This is a genomic window from Burkholderia aenigmatica (assembly GCF_048627025.1).
In the GTDB taxonomy this organism is placed as follows: Bacteria; Pseudomonadota; Gammaproteobacteria; order Burkholderiales; family Burkholderiaceae; genus Burkholderia; species Burkholderia aenigmatica.
The window spans coordinates 824,154-846,123 of sequence record NZ_CP184468.1; the positions used below are offsets into that span (position 1 = coordinate 824,154).

28 protein-coding genes, 1 tRNA gene and 1 riboswitch are annotated in these 21,970 nt (G+C 66.8%); of the genes, 17 read left to right on the top strand and 12 right to left on the bottom strand.

All coding sequences use genetic code 11. The annotated features are described in order from the left end of the window. The first annotated feature begins 87 nt into the window (after positions 1 to 87). The 9 genes from ACN8ZM_RS03855 (at position 88) to ACN8ZM_RS03895 (ending at position 7,791) form a co-directional block, all read left to right on the top strand. Positions 88 to 1,035: a cupin domain-containing protein gene (locus ACN8ZM_RS03855; protein ID WP_420210584.1), complete on the top strand. Its 948-nt coding sequence runs from the start codon at positions 88 to 90 to the stop codon at positions 1,033 to 1,035. A 102-nt stretch (positions 1,036 to 1,137) separates the two neighbouring features. Next, entirely contained in the window at positions 1,138 to 1,581 is a 444-nt protein-coding gene (gene yiaA / locus ACN8ZM_RS03860) for an inner membrane protein YiaA (protein WP_027788274.1), read from the top strand. Positions 1,582 to 1,720: 139 nt separating this feature from the next. Beyond that, the gene (locus ACN8ZM_RS03865) at positions 1,721 to 2,785 is read left to right on the top strand and encodes a glycosyltransferase (RefSeq protein WP_205822804.1); all 1,065 of its coding nucleotides are present in this window, start codon (positions 1,721 to 1,723) and stop codon (positions 2,783 to 2,785) included. 65 nt (positions 2,786 to 2,850) lie between these two features. Then, positions 2,851 to 3,867, top strand: coding sequence for a hypothetical protein (locus ACN8ZM_RS03870; protein ID WP_420210585.1), 1,017 nt, complete (start codon positions 2,851 to 2,853; stop codon positions 3,865 to 3,867). Further along, positions 3,864 to 4,613 carry a hypothetical protein gene (locus ACN8ZM_RS03875; protein ID WP_420210586.1) on the top strand — a complete coding sequence of 250 codons (750 nt, stop codon included), beginning with the start codon at positions 3,864 to 3,866 and terminating at the stop codon, positions 4,611 to 4,613. The genes ACN8ZM_RS03870 and ACN8ZM_RS03875 overlap by 4 nt, the downstream gene beginning before the upstream one ends. Then, a complete protein-coding gene (locus ACN8ZM_RS03880; protein WP_420210976.1) occupies positions 4,610 to 5,767 on the top strand; it encodes a hypothetical protein in 1,158 nt (385 codons plus the stop codon). Before ACN8ZM_RS03875 ends, ACN8ZM_RS03880 begins: the two co-directional genes overlap by 4 nt. After that, positions 5,743 to 6,381: a phosphatase PAP2 family protein gene (locus ACN8ZM_RS03885; RefSeq protein ID WP_420210587.1), complete on the top strand. Its 639-nt coding sequence runs from the start codon at positions 5,743 to 5,745 to the stop codon at positions 6,379 to 6,381. Before ACN8ZM_RS03880 ends, ACN8ZM_RS03885 begins: the two co-directional genes overlap by 25 nt. Beyond that, a complete protein-coding gene (locus ACN8ZM_RS03890; protein ID WP_420210588.1) occupies positions 6,378 to 7,337 on the top strand; it encodes a fatty acid desaturase family protein in 960 nt (319 codons plus the stop codon). Before ACN8ZM_RS03885 ends, ACN8ZM_RS03890 begins: the two co-directional genes overlap by 4 nt. Positions 7,338 to 7,383: 46 nt before the next feature. Further along, the gene (locus ACN8ZM_RS03895; RefSeq protein ID WP_051890344.1) at positions 7,384 to 7,791 is read left to right on the top strand and encodes a DUF3592 domain-containing protein; all 408 of its coding nucleotides are present in this window, start codon (positions 7,384 to 7,386) and stop codon (positions 7,789 to 7,791) included. Between the two features lie 102 nt (positions 7,792 to 7,893). Here ACN8ZM_RS03895 and ACN8ZM_RS03900 read toward each other — a convergent pair. From ACN8ZM_RS03900 to ACN8ZM_RS03940, 9 genes are all read right to left on the bottom strand, one after another. Then, positions 7,894 to 7,970, bottom strand: a tRNA-Lys gene (locus ACN8ZM_RS03900). A gap of 109 nt (positions 7,971 to 8,079) precedes the next feature. Further along, positions 8,080 to 8,829 (bottom strand): tol-pal system protein YbgF, encoded by a 750-nt coding sequence (gene ybgF, locus ACN8ZM_RS03905; protein ID WP_420210589.1) that lies wholly within the window; start codon positions 8,827 to 8,829, stop codon positions 8,080 to 8,082. Positions 8,830 to 8,848: 19 nt separating this feature from the next. Next, positions 8,849 to 9,361 carry a peptidoglycan-associated lipoprotein Pal gene (pal, locus tag ACN8ZM_RS03910; RefSeq protein WP_043189435.1) on the bottom strand — a complete coding sequence of 171 codons (513 nt, stop codon included), beginning with the start codon at positions 9,359 to 9,361 and terminating at the stop codon, positions 8,849 to 8,851. Positions 9,362 to 9,378: 17 nt separating this feature from the next. Continuing rightward, on the bottom strand, positions 9,379 to 10,674 hold the full coding sequence (gene tolB / locus ACN8ZM_RS03915; protein ID WP_043189432.1) for a Tol-Pal system beta propeller repeat protein TolB: 1,296 nt from the start codon (positions 10,672 to 10,674) through the stop codon (positions 9,379 to 9,381). Between the two features lie 109 nt (positions 10,675 to 10,783). Further along, positions 10,784 to 11,839, bottom strand: coding sequence for a cell envelope integrity protein TolA (gene tolA / locus ACN8ZM_RS03920; protein ID WP_089449981.1), 1,056 nt, complete (start codon positions 11,837 to 11,839; stop codon positions 10,784 to 10,786). Next, positions 11,836 to 12,285: a protein TolR gene (gene tolR, locus ACN8ZM_RS03925; protein ID WP_031399575.1), complete on the bottom strand. Its 450-nt coding sequence runs from the start codon at positions 12,283 to 12,285 to the stop codon at positions 11,836 to 11,838. The genes tolA and tolR overlap by 4 nt, the downstream gene beginning before the upstream one ends. Positions 12,286 to 12,295: 10 nt before the next feature. Further along, complete coding sequence (gene tolQ / locus ACN8ZM_RS03930) at positions 12,296 to 12,973, bottom strand: protein TolQ (protein ID WP_021157170.1); 678 nt, start codon at positions 12,971 to 12,973, stop codon at positions 12,296 to 12,298. A gap of 130 nt (positions 12,974 to 13,103) precedes the next feature. Beyond that, on the bottom strand, positions 13,104 to 13,589 hold the full coding sequence (gene ybgC, locus ACN8ZM_RS03935) for a tol-pal system-associated acyl-CoA thioesterase (protein WP_089449982.1): 486 nt from the start codon (positions 13,587 to 13,589) through the stop codon (positions 13,104 to 13,106). Between the two features lie 102 nt (positions 13,590 to 13,691). After that, positions 13,692 to 14,438, bottom strand: coding sequence for an SDR family NAD(P)-dependent oxidoreductase (locus tag ACN8ZM_RS03940; protein ID WP_043189421.1), 747 nt, complete (start codon positions 14,436 to 14,438; stop codon positions 13,692 to 13,694). Positions 14,439 to 14,618: 180 nt separating this feature from the next. Beyond that, positions 14,619 to 14,719: riboswitch (ZMP/ZTP riboswitch) on the top strand. A 137-nt stretch (positions 14,720 to 14,856) separates the two neighbouring features. On the opposite strand from ACN8ZM_RS03940, the gene glyA reads away from it, so the two are divergent. The 7 genes from glyA (at position 14,857) to ACN8ZM_RS03975 (ending at position 19,645) form a co-directional block, all read left to right on the top strand. Then, entirely contained in the window at positions 14,857 to 16,104 is a 1,248-nt protein-coding gene (gene glyA / locus ACN8ZM_RS03945; RefSeq protein WP_420210590.1) for a serine hydroxymethyltransferase, read from the top strand. Between the two features lie 6 nt (positions 16,105 to 16,110). Next, the gene (nrdR, locus tag ACN8ZM_RS03950; RefSeq protein WP_006476792.1) at positions 16,111 to 16,590 is read left to right on the top strand and encodes a transcriptional regulator NrdR; all 480 of its coding nucleotides are present in this window, start codon (positions 16,111 to 16,113) and stop codon (positions 16,588 to 16,590) included. Positions 16,591 to 16,743: 153 nt separating this feature from the next. After that, positions 16,744 to 17,307: a GspH/FimT family pseudopilin gene (locus ACN8ZM_RS03955; RefSeq protein ID WP_420210591.1), complete on the top strand. Its 564-nt coding sequence runs from the start codon at positions 16,744 to 16,746 to the stop codon at positions 17,305 to 17,307. A 5-nt stretch (positions 17,308 to 17,312) separates the two neighbouring features. Beyond that, positions 17,313 to 17,714 (top strand): type IV pilus modification PilV family protein, encoded by a 402-nt coding sequence (locus tag ACN8ZM_RS03960; RefSeq protein WP_420210592.1) that lies wholly within the window; start codon positions 17,313 to 17,315, stop codon positions 17,712 to 17,714. Next, positions 17,704 to 18,537, top strand: a complete 834-nt coding sequence (locus ACN8ZM_RS03965) for a PilW family protein (RefSeq protein WP_420210593.1) — start codon at positions 17,704 to 17,706, stop codon at positions 18,535 to 18,537. The genes ACN8ZM_RS03960 and ACN8ZM_RS03965 overlap by 11 nt, the downstream gene beginning before the upstream one ends. 203 nt (positions 18,538 to 18,740) lie before the next feature. Continuing rightward, positions 18,741 to 19,202, top strand: coding sequence for a hypothetical protein (locus tag ACN8ZM_RS03970; RefSeq protein ID WP_420210977.1), 462 nt, complete (start codon positions 18,741 to 18,743; stop codon positions 19,200 to 19,202). Next, the gene (locus ACN8ZM_RS03975; RefSeq protein WP_420210594.1) at positions 19,199 to 19,645 is read left to right on the top strand and encodes a type IV pilin protein; all 447 of its coding nucleotides are present in this window, start codon (positions 19,199 to 19,201) and stop codon (positions 19,643 to 19,645) included. Before ACN8ZM_RS03970 ends, ACN8ZM_RS03975 begins: the two co-directional genes overlap by 4 nt. Positions 19,646 to 19,699: 54 nt before the next feature. Here the strand turns inward: ACN8ZM_RS03975 and ACN8ZM_RS03980 are convergent, their stop codons facing one another. From ACN8ZM_RS03980 to ACN8ZM_RS03990, 3 genes are all read right to left on the bottom strand, one after another. Continuing rightward, positions 19,700 to 20,143: a DUF3318 domain-containing protein gene (locus ACN8ZM_RS03980; RefSeq protein WP_043189413.1), complete on the bottom strand. Its 444-nt coding sequence runs from the start codon at positions 20,141 to 20,143 to the stop codon at positions 19,700 to 19,702. 43 nt (positions 20,144 to 20,186) lie between these two features. Next, entirely contained in the window at positions 20,187 to 20,576 is a 390-nt protein-coding gene (locus tag ACN8ZM_RS03985; RefSeq protein ID WP_420210595.1) for a phage holin family protein, read from the bottom strand. A gap of 123 nt (positions 20,577 to 20,699) precedes the next feature. Further along, positions 20,700 to 21,002, bottom strand: coding sequence for a DUF883 family protein (locus tag ACN8ZM_RS03990; RefSeq protein WP_006494044.1), 303 nt, complete (start codon positions 21,000 to 21,002; stop codon positions 20,700 to 20,702). Positions 21,003 to 21,320: 318 nt separating this feature from the next. Between ACN8ZM_RS03990 and ACN8ZM_RS03995 the strand changes: the two genes are divergently transcribed. Next, on the top strand, positions 21,321 to 21,959 hold the full coding sequence (locus ACN8ZM_RS03995) for a peroxiredoxin (protein ID WP_043189406.1): 639 nt from the start codon (positions 21,321 to 21,323) through the stop codon (positions 21,957 to 21,959). The last annotated feature ends 11 nt before the right edge of the window (positions 21,960 to 21,970 follow it).

Genomic DNA, 21,970 nt, shown 5'->3' on the forward strand with positions numbered 1-21,970 from the left:
GCGATCTCGGGCGATGCAGGGCTATTCTGATCGTTCGCGCTGAGGGTTTCGATACGCTAGAGTGTCAATTTTTAGCGGGATCGTCTCATGGATGCGTTGAGTCAACTGCTGTCGCTGGGCCGCAGCCATGTCGAACTCGACGTGCGCTGCCTGCTCGACGGGCCGTTCGCGATGCCGCACGACCCGTTGCCGCCCGGCGAGGCGGCGTTTCATCTGGTGCTGGCCGGAACCTGCCGGCTGCGTACTGCGGACGGGCGCACGCTGCAGCTCGCCGACGGCGATTTCGTGCTGTTGCCCGCGGGGGGCGCACACGACCTGCTCGACGCAGGGGCAGGCCGGTCGCGGCCGGTTGCGGCGTTGCGCGAGCAGGGCGCCGGCGGCGGCGCGGTGCTGCCGGTCAAGTCGAATCTCGATCCGGTCGAACCGGGCGGCGCGAGCGTGGACCTGCTGTGCGGACGGTTCGTCTATGCGCGCGGCGCGGGCGAACTGCTGATGCGCACGCTGCCGCACGTGCTGCACGTCGGGCTGCGCGAGGCGTCGGGGTTCGCGCCGCTGCAACTGCTGACGAGCGTGCTGCGCACCGAGGCGTCGAACGGGCAGCCGGGCGCCGGCGCGATCGTCAACGCGCTCGGCCAGGCGCTGCTCGCGTACGCGTTGCGCGCCTACGGTCGGGGTGCACGCGTGCCGTCCGGCTGGCTCGCACTTGCGGCCGACGCGCGGCTCGGCCCGTCGGTGCAGGCCGTGCTGCAGGCGCCGGAGAAGCCGTGGACGGTCGAGTCGCTCGGCGACGCCTCGGCGATGTCGCGCGCGACGTACGCACGGCATTTCCGCGAGCGGGCCGGGATGAGTGTCGGTGCGTTCGTTGCGCAGATCCGGATGATGCATGCGTGTGCGCTGCTGCAGGACACGCAGCGCGGGCAGGCGGAGATCGGGCAGGCGGTCGGTTACCAGTCCGAGGCCGCGTTCGGCAAGGCGTTTCGCGCGGTGCTCGGCACGACGCCGGGGCGCTGGCGGCGGGCGCAGCGCGAGTTGTAAGACTGCAAGCCAGCCGTCTTGCCGCGTGCCAAAGCTGCTACCATGCGCGAAACGCAGTTCAACGAAAACGATTTCGAACAAGAAGAAAGAGAGGGCAAAGCAATGAACCAGACCACCATCCAGCAGCCGTCGTTCGCGTTCGTGGCCGCGTCGTGGGCCGCACTGCTCGCCGGTTTTGCAGCATTCCTGATCGGTCTCTGGAACGCCGGCATGCAGCTCAACGAGAAGGGCTACTACTTCACCGTGCTGGTGTTCGGCCTGTATGCGGCGATTTCGCTGCAGAAGAGCGTCCGCGACCGCGCGGAAGGCATTCCCGTCACCGGCATCTACTACGGCCTCAGCTGGATCGCGCTGCTGCTGTCGATCGCGCTGCTGATCGTCGGCCTCTTCAACGCAACGCTGCAGTTGAGCGAGAAGGGCTTCTACGCGATGTCGTTCGTGCTCGCCCTGTTCGGTTCGGTGGCCGTGCAGAAGAACACGCGCGACCTGCAGAATGCGAAGCCGCGCTATACCGACGCCGAATCGGCGCCGTCGGTCCAGGAGTGACGGCACGCGAAGCGGGCGCCTTCGCGGCCGCCCGTTTTGCGACGACGGTCGCGGGCGATCCGCATTCGCCGATGCGCCGCGGGCTCCCTGCCCATTCGTTTCATCGATGCCGATGCGCATGACGATGGAGATATTCCGGATGCCAGACTTCCCAGAAACCACACGGCCCACCCGCGCGGCGGCCCGTTCGGTGGCGGCGCGGGCCGCGCTCGTGCTGGAGACGAACAACCTGCGGGGCGGCGCGGGGCTCGCGCAAGCCGTCGACAGCCTGAAGCGCCTCGTATCGGCGCTGTCGAAGCAGACCGTGCCGCCCGCGGCACTCGCGCAGTGGATCATCACGCACGATGGCCTGCCCGCCGATGCGTGCGCGGAGATCGCCGTGCTGGCCGGCCGCCCGATCGACTTTGTCGAGATCGGCGCGAGCACCGGCTACTACGATGCGAAGAACGACGGGTTCGATCGCGTCGACGCGGCCCGCTGCGACATCGTCGTGTTCGGCGATGCCGATTGCCGGCCGGCCGATGACTGGCTCGAGCACCTGCTCGCGCCGTTCGCGCGCGACGCCGGCGATGCGCCCGTCGCGGTGGCCGGGCGCACCAGCTATGCGCCGAACGTGCTCGGCATTGCGCTGACGTCGATTGACTTCATGTATTTCCCGAGCCCGCTGCGCGATGGCGCGACGCGCAACTTCTACGCGAACAACGTCGCGTTCCGGCGCGATGTGTTCGCGCAATTCCGTTACGAGCCGCTCGACGGCGTCTATCGCGCGCATTGCCAGGTGATGGGGTTGCGGATGCAGGCGGCCGGTGTGGCCGTCGAGTTCGCGCCGGCCGCGCACACCGAGCATCGGCTGCCGGACACGCATCGCGAATCGCTGAAGCTGCGCTGGATGCGCGGCGAGGACAGCGTCGGGCTGACGCCGTATCTCGTGAACGCGTACCTGCCGCGCGGGTGGCAGTGGCTCGGCCGCAGCGGCCCGCTCGGCCCGCTCTGCGTGATGACCATGCGGCTCGGCTACAGCCTGCGCGCGCTCAATCGCCAGCAGTTGCCGCCGCTGGGCGCGGTTCGCTATCTCGCGGCCGTCGGCGTCACGATCGCCGCGTCCGCCGTCGATACGCTCGGCGCGCTCGCGCGCGGGTTCGGTCTCGCCGGGCGCGCGTCGGCCCGGCGCGATCTCGAAGCGCTGTCCTATCACCGTCATTGAACCGGCGCCGCGCATCGCGCGCGGCCATGACACGCCGCCCCCCGGCATCCATTCCGACAACGATCATGTCCTTCCTCGCCACCCGTGTCGCCTGCCTCGCCCTGTTTGCCGCCAGCGCCGGCGTCCATGCCGCGCCGGTCGATCACACTGGGCGCGGGATTTACCACTTCGCGTCGCAAAGCGGCTGCCCGTTCGCAAACGCGGCCGCGACGGACTGCAACCGCGTCGCGCTCGATGCGCCCGACGTTCACGCGCGCATCGATGCCGATGCGCACGCGATCGTCTTCTCGAGCGATGCGACGCGCCGCACGAAGGACGTGCTCGGCGACGTGCTGCTGCAGGGCACGGGCGTCGACGGCGAGGGCCGACGCGTGCCGCTGAGCGTGCACGTGCTGTTGCGTCGCGACGGCGCGAAATGGGACCGCGACGTGTACGTCCATGCGCCCGTGCACGGCACGTTCACCGATGTCCGGATCGATCCATATCGCGTGCGGGTGAAGGAGGGCGAGGGCGAGCGCGACGTGCTCACGCCGGACGAAACGCTGGCGCTGTTCGCGCATCCGTCGCTTGCATCGCGGCTCGCCCGGCATCTCGTGAAGGTGCGTGCGACCGATCCGAAGCAGCCGTCCGCGGACGACATCACGGTCGCGCTCGGCGTCGGCGGCCTGACGAAGTCGGTCGCGCGTGCGAGCTTCACGTCGAACGCGCCGCACGATGCCGACGTCGATCGCGCACTCGCGTCCGGCACGTGGGCGATTCGTTTCGACGCATTGAGCAATCACATTCCGGTGTGGGTCGCACAGCGCGAGCTGTACCTGTTCGGCCTCGACGGCAGCGCGCTCGTGACGGACATGCGCGCGCGCGGCTTCAGGAAGAGCGACCGGATCGAATTCGGCGCACGCGACGGCAACGGCTACCTGCGCGTGAACGGCCGCGAGGAGGCATTCGCGGGTGCGACGGCGTCCGCCCATGCGTTCATGCAGGAAAGCTTCATCGGCCTGATCCTTGGATGGCGTCGCGATCCGGCCGCCGCTGCGGCATCCGCGACGAAATCCGCGTCCGTACCGGGCGTGCCGGCATGAGCGCGGCAGGCGAACTGCCGGCGTCGCCGCAGGCGGCGCACGACGCGTGCTTCGACTGCCTCGATGCGCCCGTGCCGCGCGGCGCGGCGCGGGTGCGTGCGTTCCTCGTCGATCGGCTCAAGCGGGCGGCGATCCGGCAGCTTCATCGCAGCACACATGGCGAGCGCTGGGTGCTGCGCATGTACCTGATCGGCGAGGAGGCGACCGAGTGCGCGTTGCACGAGGACTGGACCGGACAGCCGCCGGACTGGCTCGCGCCGCGCATCGAGCAGCATCTCGCGGACGAGCGCCGCCACGCGGCCGCGTTCGCCGATGCGCTGCGGGTGCGCGGCGTCGCGCCGTCGACCGCGCCGCACGAGCCCGACTGGCTGAGCCGGCGCAAGATCATGCGATGGCGCCGGCTCGCGCAGCGCCATGCGTCGCATTTCGCGCAAGGCGTGCTCGTGCCGGCCTATGCGACGGGGCTCTGCGCGGAACAGATGGCGATGCGCGTGCTCGCGCGCCACTGCGACACGATCGGCGATGCGCACCCGCTGTATCCGCTGCTTTCGCGCGTGCTCGCCGACGAGACGCGGCACGTCAGGCTCTGCGCGGATACGCTGCGGCGTCTCGTTGCACCGTCCGAGGCCGCGCATCTCGCCGTGTTGCTGAACGAGATCCGCGCGATCGAAGCCGGTTTCGGCGTGACGGGTGCGCTGGCGATGGTCGCGGCCGGATGGATCCAGTCGCTTCGTCCGCGCGCATGATGCCGCGGATCGTCTACCTGGCGACGGCCGACGCGCGCGGTCACCTGATGCGCGCGCAACTGCTGGTGCATGCGTTGCGCGCGGCCGGCGCGCGGGTCGACGTGCTGACGACGTCCGATGCGGGGCAGGCATTCCTGGCTGCGTTCGGCATCGATGCGACCGTGCTGTCGCGTCACTACGCGGTGCAGTTCGACGACTGGCAGAACATGTTGCGCGATGCGACCGATCGCAATGTCGCGCACTACGTGTTCAGGCCGACGCGCATGCTGCGCGACATCGCGCGGCTGCGTGCAATCGCGCGCGATGCCGATCTCGTGATCAACGACTCGTTTCATCCGGCGCTGCTGTTCATGGGCGCGATGCCGGGCTGGCGGCGCCGCGTCGTCCACGTGTATGGCGGCAGCCTGCGCCGCGCGTTGACCGCGAATTTCGATGCGCGGCTGCCGCGCGCCCTGGCGCGTGCGTTCGCACGGATCGTCGACTGGCAGATCGATTCGGCGCGGTGCTGCATCGAGCACGATTTTGCGTATGACGCCGCCGACGATGCGCAGCGATCGCACCTCCATTGCCGGCTGCCGACGCCGGTGCCGGTCGTCGCTGAGCGTCCGGCTTCGGAACCGGCTGCCGCAGCCGTCTATCTGAATCCGCACTTCCGCGATATCGCGCTCGCCGACGCGTTGTCGGCCGGCATGCGCGACGCGGGGCTCGCCACGTACCGTGTGGGCGAGGGCTATGCCGGGCACGACGGCTGGACCGGCGTCGACGCCGACTGGGCGACGCGCGCTGCCCATGCACCGTTGATCGTGTCGGCACCCGGCATGGCTGCGTTGTCGATCGCGCGCGTGTATCGCCGCCCGATCCTGCTCGTGCAGTCCGATCAGCCCGAGCAGGCGAGCAACGCCGCGCGCGCCGCGCGGCTGCACCTCGTGCACCGTGTCGTCACGTGGCGCGGCGATGCGGTCGCGTTCCGGCGGGAAGTCGGGCAGGCCGCCGCCGAACTGATGCGCGATCCCGGCACGCAGGCAGGAACGATCGCCGGCCACGAGCATGCGCGAGCGCGGGTGGAAGCGTGGACGTCGCGCCTCCTCGCACTGCGTGCGCGTGCGCAGGTGGCCGATGCGGATACGCGATGCGAGGCGCCGGCACCGCGATGAATTCGCTGTCGTTTCGTGACGATCGCCGGCCCGATATCCGGCAGATGCTGGCCGCGACGTTCGGCATGGCAGCCGGCCTCGCGATCTTCTTTCTGCTGGAGCGCGGCGTCTCGCCGCGCTACGTGTTTGCCACGGCGATCGATGCGCGGATCCCGTTCATCGCGTGGTCGTGGTTCGTCTACGTCGGCTTCTTTCCGTTCGTGATTGCGCTTGCCGCGTATGCGCGGCCGCCCGCGTTCGCCGCGTTCAAGGAGGCCGTGCTGATCGCGTTCGTGTTCGGTGTCGTGTGCTTCCTGCTGTTTCCGGAAGCCGTGCCGCGGCCCGACGTCGCGGAGATCGGCAACGTGTTCGTGCGCCACCGTCTCGCGCGCATGTGGCAGCTCGATCTCGCGGCCAACGGCTTTCCGAGCCTGCATGTCGCGGTGACGTGTCTTGCCTGCCGGATGCTGGCGGACCGGCGGCGGAACGTGACGGTGGCGATCGGCCTGCTGATCTGCACGTCGACGCTGACGCTCAAGCAGCATACGGTTGCCGATGTGCTGGGCGGCGTGGCGCTTGCGGTGGCCAGTGCGCTGTGGGTCGAACGGCGCTCGCTGCGCGGGAGGTTCGCGTGACGGATACCCGCGCTCACCTTGCCGGGCCGGAGGCCGAGCTTGCGCGGTTCGTGCCCGAGCCCGCGCTGTATCGCGTGAGCGCGTTGCGCGTCGGTGCGGCGCTGGCAGGCGACTGGTTGATGATTGCCGCTGCGTTCGCGGTGGCGATCGCGTTTCCGCATCCGCTCGTGTACGTGTTGGCCGCGATCGTGATCGCGCGCAGCCAGCTTGCGCTTGCGGTCATGATGCACGAAGGCTCGCACGGGTTGCTGGCACGGAACCGGCGCGCCAACGATGCGCTGGGCCAACTGTTCGCGGCCGGCCCGCTGTGGCTGTCGCTGCGCACGTATCGTGCAGGCCATCTGAAGCACCATCGCGCACCGATGCAGTCGGACGATCCGGTCGCGCTGCTCTTTGGGGTACGCGACTATCCGGTATCACGCGGGCGACTGATCGGCCGCCTGCTCGCGTACGCGTGCGGGATCGGCTACGTGACGAGCGTCGTGAAACTCGCGCGCGGCGAGTTTGCGCATGCGTTGCCGAAGGTCGCGAAGTCGCGTGCGTATGCCGCGTGGGAAGTCGCGTGGGAAGTCGCGTCGATGCTGGCCGGCAATGGTGCGCTGTTCGGTGCGCTCGCATTGGCCGGACATCCGCTGTTGTACGTCACGTTGTGGATCGTGCCATCCGTCACGCTGCTGCCGCTCGCCGGACAGGTGCGCGCGATCTTCGAGCACGCGGGGCTGCCCGCGTGTGCCGATCAGAGCCGCAACGCGCGCACGATCGTCCGGCGTTCGTGGCAGACGTTCCTGTTCGGCCCGCACGCGATTCATTTTCATATCGAACATCACCTGTTCACGCGGATGCCGTTCCATAACCTGCCGGTTGTGCATCGGCAGCTCGCGCAGCGGCAGTTGCTGCCTGGCGGCAATCTGTACGCCGGATATGGTGCGGTGCTGCGCGACGTGAGCGTGCGCTGATACGCGGGCGGGGGAGGCGTGAGCGGATCGATACAGGGGAAACAGGATGGCCGACAAGACCGGGAGGTTCAATTACTTTGCGCTGGCGATCGGCGTGGTCGCGGCGATGTGCAGCGCGACATCGATCGACGAACGTTTCTCTTTCATCGGGTCGTCCGTTGCCGTGCAGGGAACGGTGGTCCGGTTGACCCACGGCGAGCATCACCCGCTGATCGAGTTCGTGACGAACAGCGGCGAGCGCGTATCGTTTCCGGGGAGCTTCGTGACGGTGGAGGTCGGTGACACGGTTCCGGTTCGCTATGACCCGGCCAGGCCGCTAACCAGTGCAGAAGTCGATACGTTCACGAACACCTGGCTCGAGTCGATCATCTTGATCGCTTTCACGATCGCATTTCTTTACGCAGGATTGACGGGAAAATCGCTTCGACCGGAATCGGAAGCCGGGCGCGACTGAGTGCGTCGCGAGCGCCATCGGGATTGCGCGCTCGACCCGGCAGGCGACAGACGCAAAAAAGCCTCCGCTTGGGAGGCTTTAATTTGCACTATCAAAGATAGTTGGTAGGGTGGGAGGGACTCGAACCCTCGACTCTCTGATTAAAAGTCAGATACTCTAACCAACTGAGTTACCACCCCACGTTCTTGAAACCTGTTTGGCTCGTTGCTTCAACAACTTCTGAAACGACCCAAAGAGCAAAAGATTATAGCGACGGAATGCTGGACTGTCAACAACCCGCCGCGATAATTATTTGATCGTCTCAAGCTTGCCCTGCGCCGTCTGCGCAGCGTTCGACCCGGCGTACTGCGAGACGACCTGCTCGAACGTCTTCTTCGCGGCAGCCTTCTGCCCTTGCTCCAGCTGGTTCGTGCCGATTGCCACGAGGGCGTCCGCTGCGCGCGGATGCTGCGGGAACTTGCTGACGATCCCTTGCCACGTTGCGGTCGAACCACGGTAGTCGCGCAGTGCGTACTGCGCATTGCCGTACCAGTACTGCGCGGTCGGCTGGTAGGGGCTCTGCGGATACTTCGCGATGAACGCACGGAACGAAGCCGCCGCCGCCTTGAAGTTGCCGTTGCGGAACTGCTGCTGCGCCGCACTGAGCGCATCCGTTTCACCCGGCTGCACGGTGCCTTCGACACCATCGATCGTCGTCTGCTGCGGCTCGAACTTCTTGAGTCGCGTGTCGAGATCCTGGTAGTACTCCTTCTGCTGCCGCTCGAGCGTCGTCAGCCGGTTCGTCAGATCCTCGTTCTCGCCGCGCAGCGTCGCGACCTGCTGGTTCAGCTGGTCGAGACGGCCGGATTGATCGAGGATCGTACGCTGGGCGGCCGACAGCTGGCTCGCCAGGTTGTCGGTTTTGCTGCGCAGATCGAGCACGGCGCGGCGCGCTTCGTTGTCATCGAACACGCCGGCGTGCGCCGGCGCGGCCGACCACGCCGCGCCGGCGACGCAGAATGCTGCGGCAACGCGCAGCAGGGATACACGGTGCGTCATGCGGCGATTCTTCCGTTACTTACTGTTGGTAGACGAGGTCGGCGCGACGGTTCTGCGCCCACGATGCTTCGTCGTGACCCGATGCCTGCGGCTTTTCCTTGCCGAGGCTCACGGCTTCCATTTGCGAATCGTTCACGCCGAGCAGTGCCATCGCACGGCGGACGGCTTCCGCACGCTTCTGGCCCAGCGCGAGGTTGTACTCGCTCGTGCCGCGTTCGTCGGTGTTGCCCTGGATCAGCACGTGGCGCTGCGGGTGGCTCTTCAGGTACTGAGCGTGCTGCTGCATCAGCGGCTGGTACTCGTCCTTCACCGAATAGCTGTCGAAGTCGAAGTAGATGCTGCGCTTCGCGAGCGGGCTGTTCGGGTCGTTCAGCGGATCGACGTTCACTTGCGCGACGTTGTCGGCGCTCGGCTGCGTGCTCACCGCACCGCCGGCATTCGCCTTGTCGTCGAGCTTCACGCCCGACTTACACGCTGCGAGCGCGCTGATCATCATCACGGCCAGGGCCAGACGAGCTTTATTCGACATCATGGTTACTCTCCTTGTGGTCATTGCATGAAGGGCCCCCACGACGGCTCACGAACGGAGCCGCCCTGGACGGACAGGATTTGCGGCGGCGCGCTGCCGTCGGAGGGCACTGCTGCCAGAACATTGCGACCACCCGACTGGGTAGCGTACAGAAGGTACTGGCCGTTTGCCGCGAAGCTCGGCGATTCGTCGCGATTCGTATTCGTGATGGCGTTCGCCGCGCCGGACTGCAGATCCTGAACGTACAGCTTGAAGCCCCCACCCGTGCGGGAGATGTAAGCGAGCAGCTTGCCGTCCGGGCTGATGCGCGGACTCGTGTTGTAGCTGCCCGTGAAGGTCACGCGCTGCGCGGCACCGGCGCTTTCACCCTGGGCGGGCATCCGGTAGATCTGCGGCGCGCCGCCGCGATCGCTCGTGAAGTAGATCCAGCGACCGTCCGGCGAGTAGAACGGCTCGGTGTCGATCGAGCTGCTCTGCGTGAGGCGGCGCAGGCCGCCGCCCGTCGAGTTGACCGTATAGATTTGCGTATTGCCCGTCAGCGACAGTGCGACGGCCAGCGTGTTGCTGTCCGGCGACCAGGCCGGTGCGCTGTTGTTGCCCTTCTGGTCGGAGACGATGTAGCGGCGGCCGGTCGGCAGGTCGTGGATGTAGACGATCGGCTTCTTGCGCTCGAACGACACGTACGCGACCTTCGTGCCGCTCGGCGACCACGACGGCGAGATGATCGGTTCGGTGCTCGACAGCGCGATGCGCGCGTTCTGGCCGTCCGAATCCGAGATCTGCAGCTGGTAGCGGTTACCGGTCTTGATCACGTACGACAGGCGCGTGGCGAACACGCCGCGCACGCCCAGCAGCTTCTGGTAGATGTAGTCGGCGATCTTGTGGCCGGCCGTGCGCAGCGTGGTGTCGGTGGCCGTCAGCGACAGGCCGCCGAGGCTTTGCTGCTTCACGGTGTCGTACAGGATGAAGTTGACCTTGTACTGGCCGTTCGCCTCGCGGTTCACGCTGCCGGCGACGAACGCATTGGCGCCCTTGGCCTTCCATGCGCCGAGATCGACCGAGGCGCTCTCCGGCACCGGCGTGCTGCCGGCGTCGATGTTGGTGAATTTGCCGCTGCGGGCGAGGTCGGCGCGGACGATCGACGTGACCTGCTGCGGCAGGTTCGCCTCGTTCGCGAAATTCGCGGTGGCGATGGGGAACTGGGTCGACCCGACACCGGTGATCAGCACGTTGACCTGGGCGTTAGCGGCGCTGCCCGCCGTAATCAGACACGAGGCCACGAGTGCCCTGAAACCTAGCTTTGTCATCAAACTCATGCTTCTTGCTTCCCGTATGACTTGGATCGCTGCGCAACGGCAGAGACAGTAAAAATACCCGATTCGTTCCCGTCCGACAGCGACGCCCGGAGTGTAAGCGCATTTCTTTTCACTCCGCCGCCTTGAAGGTAATCGTAATGTCCGACGGGGTACGACCGTTAGAATCGGGCGGCAACGGGACCGATGCGTGGATCGCATTGACCACGGCTTGATCCCACCCCGAATTCCCGCTTGAGCGGGAAACCGATGCGCTCAATACGTCACCGGACGGCGTGCACCGAATCTTGACGACGGTGGTCAGGCCTGCTCGCTCGCCGCCCCAAACGATGTTCGGTTTGACGCGGCGGCGCACCTTGTCGGCATAGCCGGGCGTCGCGGCATTGCCGCCGGAGCCCGTGCCCGTGCCACTTTTCGCGAGGCCTTCGCCGCCGCCTTCACCGGCGCCGGACAGGCCCTGCATCTGCGCGAGACGCGCGCTGCGCTCGCGGTCGAGCTTGGCGTTCGCCGCCGCGCTGGCCTTCGCGCGCGCCGTGGCTTCGGCCTTCGCCTTGGCCTGGGCTTCCGCCTTTGCCTTCGCGGCCGCGTCGGCCTTCGCCTTCGCCGCTTGCTGCGCTTCGAGCTGCGCCTGCTTCTGTTGCTGGAGTTTCTGCTGTTCGAGCTTCTGCTGTTCGGCGAGCTGCTGTTGCTTGAGCTTGTCGGCCTGCTTCTGCCGGTCGCGTTCCGCGGCCTTCTGCGCGGCGAGTGCCGCTGCCTGCTGCGCCGCGAGTTGCGCACGCCGGGTTTCCTCTTCCTGCTGGGCCTTCAGTTGCTGCGCGCGGCGCTGCTGCTCGAGCAGCGCTTCACGCGCGGCCGCTTCCTGCTGCCGCTTCTTCTGCTGCAGCGCGATATCGGCCTGCTCGTCGCGCACCGGGGGAGGGGGCGGCGCGACCTTCACCGGCGGCGCGGGTGTGACAACGGGCCGCGGTGCGGGGACATCGGGCACCTCGGTCCACAGCTCGGCTTCGGCGCCGGCCGGCGTGCTGTTCTGCCACTGCACGCCGTGATAGAGAAACAGCGCGAGCAGCACGTGCATCAGCGCGGCGAGCGCGAAGGCGCGCCAGGTGCCGCGCTCGCGGGGAGGCTGAGGCGGGTAGGCGGAGCTGCGCGTGGATTGCTGCCGGTTCATTGCGATTTGACGAGGAGGCCGACGCGCTTGACGCCGCGCGCCTTCAGATCGGACATCACGGTCATGACTGCATCGTACTGCACGGTCTTGTCGGCCGCGATCACGACCGGCTGGTCGGGATGGTCAGCCTGCCGGGCTGCGATGAAGCTGTCGAGCTCGGCCTTCGTCATCGTGTCTTCCTGGGTTGCGCCCGAGTCGCCCTTGTACTTGACGCTCATCGTGCGATCGGCCTTGATGTTGACGACGACGGGCGGCGTCTGTTCCTGCGGCGCGGCGTTGCCGACGGTCGGCAGGTTGATGATCGACGGGGCGACGAGCGGTGCGGTGACCATGAAGATCACGAGCAGCACCAGCATCACGTCGATGTACGGCACGACGTTGATGTCGGCCATTGCGCGGCGCGAGCGGCCGCCGCGCATGCTGGATCGGATGGGACTTCCTGCCATGGCGCGCTCCTTACTGGGCCTGACGCTGCAGGATGTTCGAGAACTCTTCGATGAAGGTCTCGAAGCGGATCGCGAGGCGGTCGATGTCGTGTGCGTAGCGGTTGTACGCGACCACCGCCGGAATCGCGGCGAACAGGCCGATCGCGGTGGCGACGAGCGCCTCGGCGATGCCCGGTGCGACGTTCGCGAGCGTGGCTTGCTGCACGTTCGCGAGGCCGCGGAACGAGTTCATGATCCCCCAGACCGTGCCGAACAGACCGATGTACGGGCTGACCGAGCCGACCGACGCGAGGAACGCGAGGTTCGCTTCGAGCACGTCCATTTCACGCTGGAACGACGCGCGCATTGCGCGGCGTGCACCGTCGAGCACGAGGCCCGGATCGCTGATGCGCTTTTCCTTCGCCTTCAGGAACTCGCGCATGCCCGATTCGAAGATCCGCTCGAGCGCGCCGATCGTGTGGCGGTTGTTGGCTGCGCTCTGGTACAGCGCCTGCAGGTCGCCGCCCGACCAGAAATCCTTCTCGAAGCGTTCGGTCTGCGCGCGTGCGCGGCGGATCGCAAACCACTTGCGGAAGATGAAGGTCCACGACATCAGCGACAGCAGCAGCAGCAGCCCCATCACGGCCTGGGCCAGCACGCTCGCATTGAGGACGAGGGAAATGATCGACAGGTCTTGAGAAGTGTTCATAGAGGTTTGAGTAACGTCCCTTCGGGGCGCCCGGTATGCGTGCGGCGCGGCGCGCCGGCCATGCCTGACGCCGAACCTTGCTTAGTATCGAATCAGAAAGGCAAGTTCATAGGCTTTGTCTAAACGGCGCTCATGCGAGCTTCGTTGACAGTGCAGTGTGCCCGTCGTCGATGACGGGCCCGCGCTGCAGCGCGTCGAGCACGGCCGGCGGGATGGCCGCGGGCCGGATGCCGGTACGGTCGACGCAGCCGAGACGGATGTGTCCGGCCACGAGCAGCGTGTCTCCGCACCAGGCTTCCTGCGTGAATTCCACCGATGCGCGGCCGATGCGTCCGGGCCGGCTCGTGATCGCCAGGGTATCGTCGAGTCGCGCCGGCGCGCGGTAGTCAAGCGACGTGCTGCGGACGACGAAGATCGCGTCGGTATCGTCGGCGAGCTGACGCTGGTCGATGCCGCACGCGCGCAGCCACTCGGTGCGGGCGCGTTCGAAGAACTTCAGGTAGTTGGCATAGAAGACGATGCCGCCTGCGTCGGTATCCTCGTAGTACACGCGCACCGGCCAGATGAAGCCGGAGGGCGCTTCCGGGGAGCGGGTAGGCTGGGTCATGGCGCGCATTCTACCGGAAGGCAAGAGCCTGATTCGTAACCGATTCGTAACGGAATGTAGTATGCCGTAGCACACTGCGGGCCGGCCCGAGGGGGCCGGGCCCGCGTGACTTCAGCCGCGGTGGACGGTTGGGCCGCCGGGTGCTTGCGCGATCGGCATCAGCTCGATCGTGTTGACGTTGACGTGCGCCGGGCGCGTCGCGATCCAGTAGATCGTGTCGGCGATGTCCTCGGGCATCAGCGGCTGGACATTGTTGTAGACGTTTGCCGCTTTTGCGTCGTCGCCGCGATAGCGGATGTTCGAGAACTCGGTGCCGCCGCACAGGCCCGGCTCGATGTCGGTGACGCGCAGCGGCGTGCCGAGCAGGTCGGCGCGCAGGTTCAGGCTGAATTGTCTGACGAAAGCCTTGGTCGCGCCGTAGACGTTGCCGCCCGCATAAGGGTACGAACCCGCGACCGAGCCGATATTGAAGATGTGACCGCGACCGCGGTCGACCATGCCGGGCAGCAGCGCATGCGTGACCGTGACGAGGCCTGCGCAGTTCGTATCGATCATCGTGTGCCATTCGTCGAGGCTGGCCTTGTGGGCCGGCTCGACGCCGAGCGCGAGGCCGGCGTTGTTGACGAGCACGTCGAGTGCCGCGAATTCGGCGGGAAGGGCGGCCGGCACGGCCTCGACGGCCGCGCGGTCGCGTACGTCGAGCTCGAGCGGCAGCAGGGAATCGCCGAGTTCGGCGGCGAGCGCATCGAGGCGATCCTTGCGGCGCGCGGTCGCGACGACGCGGTGGCCTCCCTTGACGAAGGCACGGGCGATGGCGGCGCCGAAGCCGGCGGACGCGCCTGTGACGAACACGATCATTGCTGCTCCTGGTCGATGACAAAATAGCGGGTGGTATCCCGCAAGCCTACTGAGATTGCCGCACCGCGGCAAGGCGGCAAAGCGTTCCGGCACGGGCGCGTAGAGTCTGGCCCCAATTTCTTCCGGCGCACCGCCGTGCGGTTGCCTATTCATGACGCATCCAATACACTAACGCGCTCATCACCCCCGCGTGACTGGCGATAGAACCCTTCGGGTTCAAGGTGGAGCATCCCACCGTGAAGCGCGGGGCGCCGTTTTTGCCGTTCGCCTGGGCAGCCGTTGTATGCCGTCGCGTGCATCGCCGGTGGCTGTCCTGCCTCGCGTCATACGGATTCTTCCGCCACGTCGAGCTGGTCCCGCCAGCAGCGCACCGTACTCGGCCGCTCCGGTCAACCTGTACACACTTAACGGAAACCGTATGTTTGACAGAGCCCAAAGCACCATCGCGAACGTCGATCCCGAAATCTTTGCCGCGATCGAGCAGGAAAACCGTCGCCAGGAAGATCACATCGAGCTGATCGCGTCGGAAAACTACACGAGCCCGGCCGTGATGGCTGCGCAGGGTTCGCAACTCACGAACAAGTACGCGGAAGGTTATCCGGGCAAGCGCTACTACGGCGGCTGCGAATACGTCGATGTCGTCGAGCAACTGGCGATCGACCGCGTGAAGCAGCTGTTCGGCGCGGAAGCGGCGAACGTGCAGCCGAACTCGGGTTCGCAGGCGAACCAGGGCGTGTTCTTCGCGATGCTCAAGCCGGGCGACACGATCATGGGCATGAGCCTCGCGCACGGCGGCCACCTGACGCACGGTTCGCCGGTGAACATGTCGGGCAAGTGGTTCAACGTGGTGAGCTACGGCCTGAACGAGAACGAAGACATCGATTACGACGCGGCCGAGCAGCTCGCGCAGGAACACAAGCCGAAGCTGATCGTCGCGGGCGCATCGGCGTTCTCGCTGAAGATCGACTTCGAGCGTCTGGCGAAGATCGCGAAGTCGGTCGGTGCGTACCTGATGGTCGACATGGCCCACTACGCGGGCCTGATCGCAGCGGGCGTGTACCCGAACCCGGTGCCGCACGCGGACTTCGTGACGACGACGACGCACAAGAGCCTGCGCGGCCCGCGCGGCGGCGTGATCCTGATGAAGGCCGAGTACGAGAAGCCGATCAACTCGGCGATCTTCCCGGGGATCCAGGGTGGCCCGCTGATGCACGTGATCGCGGGCAAGGCGGTGGCGTTCAAGGAAGCGCTGTCGCCGGAGTTCAAGGCATACCAGGAGAAGGTGGTCGAGAACGCACGCGTGCTGGCGGAAACGCTGGTGAAGCGCGGTCTGCGGATCGTGTCGGGCCGTACGGAAAGCCACGTGATGCTGGTCGACCTGCGCGCAAAGAACATCACCGGCAAGGCAGCGGAAGCGGCACTGGGCGCGGCGCACATCACGGTGAACAAGAACGCGATCCCGAACGATCCGGAAAAGCCGTTCGTGACGAGCGGCGTGCGCCTGGGTTCGCCGGCAATGACGACGCGCGGCTTCGGTCCGGCGGAAGCGGAACAGGTGGGCAACCTGATCGCGGACGTGCTGGACAATCCGGAAGATGCAGCGACGATCGAGCGCGTGCGCGCGCAGGTCGCCGAGCTGACCAAGCGTTTCCCGGTCTATCGCTGATCGACGATGCGCTGCCCGTTCTGCCGGCATGACGACACGCAGGTCGTGGACTCGCGCGTGTCCGAAGATGGCGCCGCGATCCGGCGGCGCCGTCGCTGCTCGGCTTGCGACAAGCGCTTCACGACGTACGAGCGGGTTGAGCTGTCCCTGCCGTTCGTCGTGAAGAAGGACGGCAGCCGCACGGAATTCGACCGTCGCAAGATCGTCGCCAGCATGCAACTCGCGCTGCGCAAGCGGCCGGTTGCTGCCGACGCGATCGACGCGGCGGTCGCCCGCATCGAGTATCAACTGCTCGCGACAGGCGAGCGCGAAGTGCGTAGCGAGAAGCTCGGCGAACTCGTGATGAACGAGTTGCGCGGCCTCGATACGATTGCTTATGTCCGCTTCGCATCGGTGTATCGCCGGTTCGAGGACGTTTCCGAATTTGCCGACGTGATCGAAGAGTTCCGTCGCGCCTCTCCCGCCAAGACTCCGCGTAAGCGCTGACGCGCTGCGTCCGTTCATCGTCTTCTCCGTTGGGTCAGTTCGCGCCGATTGTGTCGGTCGCGATCGCATGCCACCAGTCGGCCATTCGGCAAATGGTGCGCGTCCGCACACGTCGCTACAGTCGTCGCATCACCCCGGCGAAGGACGACTGCGATGGCACTGCACGCTCAACCCCCGAAATATGTGATGCAACGCTCGGGCGGGTTCACGCTCGTCGAGCTGATGGTCGCCATCTCGCTGGCGGCCGGGCTCGCGCTCTATGCGGCACCCGCGTTCGACCAGTGGCGCATGCGCGAACGCGTGGATGCGCGCTCGCGCGCGTTGCTCGGCGCGCTGTCGTTTGCGCGCACCGAGGCGACGCGTCTCGGCGTGCGCGTCACGCTGTGCCGGGCCGGGAGCGGCGGCACCTGCCTGCGTGCCGGTGAGCGATGCGATCCGGCCGAATGGTCGTGTGACTGGATCGTCAGCGGGCAGGTCGACGGGCAGTCGCGCGTGCTGCGGCGCTATCCGCACGATGCCGAAGTGGCCGTCGCGGGCGCCGCGCACGATCTCGCGTTCGCACCGCCGGTCGGTCAGGCGATCGGTGGCATCCGGCGTTTCGAATTGCGTCCGCGACGCGACGGGCCGGGGGCTGGCGACGCACGAGTATCGCGTTGCGTGCGGATCGCGGCAGGCGGCCGGGCGCGGGTTGTCGCCGGCCGTTGCGATGCGGCGTGAGCATCATGCGCAACGCCATGCGCGGCACGTCGCTGATCGAAGCGATGCTGGCCATCGCGCTGCTTGCGACCGTGATGCTGGCCGTAGCGGGCAGCCAGCTTGCGATGGCGCGTGCGCAGCGCGCGACGATCTGGCGCGAACGCGCGCTGTGGCTGGCCGATGCGCGTATCGAGCGCTTGCACGTAGCCGCCGGAGCCGACGATGGCCTCGCGGCGCGGGCTGCGGCGTCGCTGCCCGGCGGCGCGATGACGCGCGGTGACGGGCCGGATGGCGTCCGCTACGCGGTTGTCGGCTGGCGCGGCGGCAATGCGGCTACCGGGCCGCGATGCGAAGCGGCGGGCAGGTCGGTGCAGCCGCCGTCATGCGTCCGGATTCCGTATCGGGAGGCCGACGCCGATGAACGCTGATCGCCGCATGCGCGCACATACGTTGCTTGAAGTGTTGATTGCGATGACCGTCGGTCTGCTCGTGCTCGTCGCGGCCGGTGCGTTGTACCACGCGCAGCGCGTCGCGCAGCGGCGCGCGGACGACGGGTTCCGGATGCGCGATGCAGCCGCCACGGCACTGATGCTGATCGGCCAGCAGATCCAGATGGCCGGTTTCCGGCCGCTCGATGCGGATGGGGTGTCGTCATTGCCGCCGGTGTTCGGCTGCTCGATGGCGCGCGTGAGGGGCGATGGCGCACAGGTACGGTGCGAGCCCGTGCGCGCTGCGTCGGACGCGTTGCTGATCCGGTATGTCGGCGATGCCGTGTCGACGTGGCCCACGGTAAGCGGCCAGGTGTCGGATTGCCTCGGGCAGGGTGTCGGCGTGTCCGGCGAGCGTGCGCCCGTGGAGAACCGCTTCGACGTCCATGTCAGTCCGTCGACGGGCGAGCCCGAACTGTATTGCGAAGGAAACGGCCGTCCGGGTACGCCGCAACCGGTCGTGTCGGGAATCGATCAGCTACGGGTGCGCTATCTTCGCCGCGGCGGCACGCAGTTCGTCGATGCCGGTGCAATGCGGGGCGACGATTGGCCCAATGTCGTGGTCGTGCACGTCTGCGTGCGTGCGCGCGGCGAACCGGCGGGCGAGCCGGCGCGACACGTCGATTGCGACGGCCGCACTGTCGTTGCGCAAGACGGCCGCGCGCGTCTGACGCTCGATCGCATCGTCGCGTTGAGGAATGCCGAACACGCAGTCGACGATACGTTGCGCGATGCAACGGATGAACGCGAGGTGCCGCGATGAACGGAGCCGGGCAGTACACCGCGAAGAGATTGCGATGCGTCGCGGCAGGCGATACGCATGAGCATATCGCGATGCACGGCGACGAGCCGCTGCAGGCTGCAAGTGCGGAAGCCCCGACAACGAGCCGGCGAGCGTCGCGCATACGCTTGCGGTCAGCCAGCCGCGATTGGCATCGCGATGCGGGCCTTGCTTTGCCCGCGGTGATCGCGGTTGGCGCGGCGGTTGCGGCGCTGACAGGCACGTGGTTCGAGGCCGCCCTGACGGAATCGCGCCGCACGCGTGCGTTGTCCGATCGGCTGGTCGCATTCCACGCGGCAGATGCCGCGCTTGCTGCGTGCACCGCACGATTGCGCCGGGGTTCCGCGCCCTACGTGAGCGAACGCGAGTCGCACACGGAGCCGGACGCGTGGCGGCGCATGCCTGCGCTGGCGGCCGCCGAAGCGTTTGCGCCGTTCGCCGGCTGGCCGATGGCTGCGCAACCGCCGCGATGCCTGATCGAAGCATGGCGCGGGGCAGGGCCGGCAGGCGGCCGCGCTTATGTCGTCACTGCGCGTGGCGTCGGTGCGCATGCATCGAGCGCCGTCTGGCTGCAGCATCAGGTCGCGATCCGCGACGGACACATCGTCGCCTTACACTGGCGTCGCGTCGCGACGGTGCTTCGATGAACGGCCGCACGTCGGTGTACCGTTCGGCGGGATTCACGCTGATCGAGTTGATGATCGTGCTCGCGATCGTCGCGGTACTGGCCGGATGGAGCATCCCGTCGTATCGGGAGCATGTCGTGCGCGTTCATCGCGCGTCGGCGGTCGCCGCGCTGTACCGGGCGGCCCAATATCTCGAAACGCGGGACGGTGCGCCGCCTTCGGCATTACCGGACGCGCTCGCGCAGGCGCCGCCGGACGGGCGCGCGGTCTATCGATTGGCGCTCAGGCGGCCGGACGGCGACGATTCGCCGGTGAGCTACGCACTGGAAGCCATCCCGCTCGACGCGGGCCCGATGCACGACGACGCGTGCGGTGCCTTCACGCTGCGCTCGGACGGGACGCAAGGCAATGTGCGAAGTGATGGCGCCGATGGACAGGTCGCAGCGTGCTGGGGTGTGCGTTGAGGTCGGATGGAAGGCGCGCCACGGCGCGTGGCCGTGCGCGCAGGATGCCGACGGTCAGTCGTCGTGCGTGTCGAGCCCACGCTCGTTGCGGGACTGCTTCCAGATCCGGTAGACCTCCCATGCAGCGAAACCGAGGGTGCCCCACTTCAGCGCGGGCCCCGCGCTCGCTCGCAGCAGCGAGCGAACGGGTTTGGCGAGCACGAGCGATGCGAGCGAGCTCAGCATCGGATACTGGTTGACGAGCTGGCCGAGGCTCGCGTTCAGGTTCTTGGCGGACTGGCTGAACTTGTTGCTGGACAGGCCGGGGATGAACACCTTGAGCCAGCTGAAGCGCGTGACGGCTTGGCGCATTTCGCCGGCGGCTTCCGCAAGTTCGAGCCGCTCGACTTCGGATCGCAGGATCAGCAGTTCCTTGCGGAGCGCGCGATGTTGCGACGCGCTCCAGTTCGATCGCGACGAATGGGAGCGGGGTGAATTGCCCGTGATGTTCTGGCTCATGGCGCGTCGGCGAAGTAGGTGGAAGGGGTGAGCGCGATTGCGTTCACGGCTTGCCGCGGAACAGTTCGCGGTCTTTCTCGATCTCGGCGAGCGTTGCCTCGAATACGGTCGGCGCATTGCGCAGGCCCGAGCGGGCCTTCAGTGCGCATACGATGCCGCTTGCGGCATACAGCGCGGTGATCGCCGCGAGCGACTGCCAGCGGTAGGTATCCCAGAACGCGATCGCGACAAGCACGGTGAGGCTGATCAGTGCCATCGTCGCGAGCATCATCGCGGCGAGCCCGAGGAACAGCACGCCCAGCAGGCGCTCCTTCTCCTCGGCAAGCTCGATGCTCACCAGTTCGAGGCGCGTTTGCAGAAGTCCGATCGCGGAGCCGACGAGGCGGCGCAGCGGTCCTTGGCCGGACGGCTGCGAGGTGGTGTCTGTCGTCATGGGTGAGGTGCGTGCGCGTGCAGTGTGCAGCTAGGACAAAGCCGGCCGGCGGAAACCGCCGGCTGGCTTCGACGCCCGCAGGCCGCGCGACGCGGCCAACGGGACGAAACGGCGCGGAGCGCGTTACTTGCGGTTGATCAGCAGGCCGATCAGCACGCCGACGCCTGCGGCGACGCCGATCGATGTCCACGGATGCTCGTGCACGTAATCGTCGGTCGCGCGTGCGGCCTTCTTGCCTTTTTCGACCACCACGACCTGGACGTCGGCCGCCTTTTCCTTGGCCTGCTTCAGGCGCGACATGGCTTTTTCGCGCAGCTCGGCCGCACGGTCGCCCGTGCTGCTCGCAGCTTGCTTGAGCAGGTCTTCGGCGTCCGAGAGAACGGTTTTGATATCCGACATCAGTTTCTCCTTGTTGATTTCCGACATTGCAACTCCCTTCATGCTGTCATGCTGCAGGTTCACATCGTAGCGAAACGCCTGCCTGCTGGCGAGCCGGGAAGACACACGACGGCCGTGCAAGACCGCATGGTAAACGACTTGTAATCATCAACAGAGCGGCAAACGGGGTGAAAAGTTTCCCGCGTGGTCGCGCGTCCTGCACCGACGCCAGGCAAAAATGACAAAAAAGTATGAATATCAAACGGAATAATCGTTCGCACGACCCATTGCTTCCCGTAAGCTGACAGACTTTCCCGCGCCGATCCGGGCGCGGTTTCAACCAGCATCGTTCGAGGAGGGAACATCATGAGTCTGCGTCTTGGCGACATCGCACCGGATTTCGAGCAGGAATCGAGCCTGGGCCCGATCAAGTTTCACGACTGGCTGGGCGACAGCTGGGGTGTCCTGTTCTCGCATCCGGCCGATTACACGCCGGTGTGCACGACCGAACTCGGGCTGACCTCGAAGCTGAAGGGCGAATTCGAGAAGCGCAACGTGAAGGTGATCGCGCTGTCGGTCGACGGTGTCGAATCGCACAAGGGCTGGATCAACGACATCAACGAAACGCAGTCGACGGTCGTCGGCTTTCCGATCATCGCCGATGCGGACCGCAAGGTTTCGCAGCTGTACGACATGATCCACCCGAACGCGAACGAAACGCTGACGGTGCGTTCGCTGTTCGTGATCGACCCGAACAAGAAGGTGCGGCTCACCATCACGTACCCGGCCAGCACGGGGCGCAACTTCGACGAAGTGCTGCGCGTGATCGACTCGCTGCAGCTGACCGACAACTACAAGGTCGCGACGCCGGGCAACTGGAAGGATGGCGACGACGTCGTGATCGTGCCGTCGCTGCAGGATCCGGAAGAGCTGAAGAAGCGCTTCCCGAAGGGCTTCAACGCAGTGCGTCCGTATCTGCGCCTCACGCCGCAGCCGAACAAGTAAGCGTCGGCTGA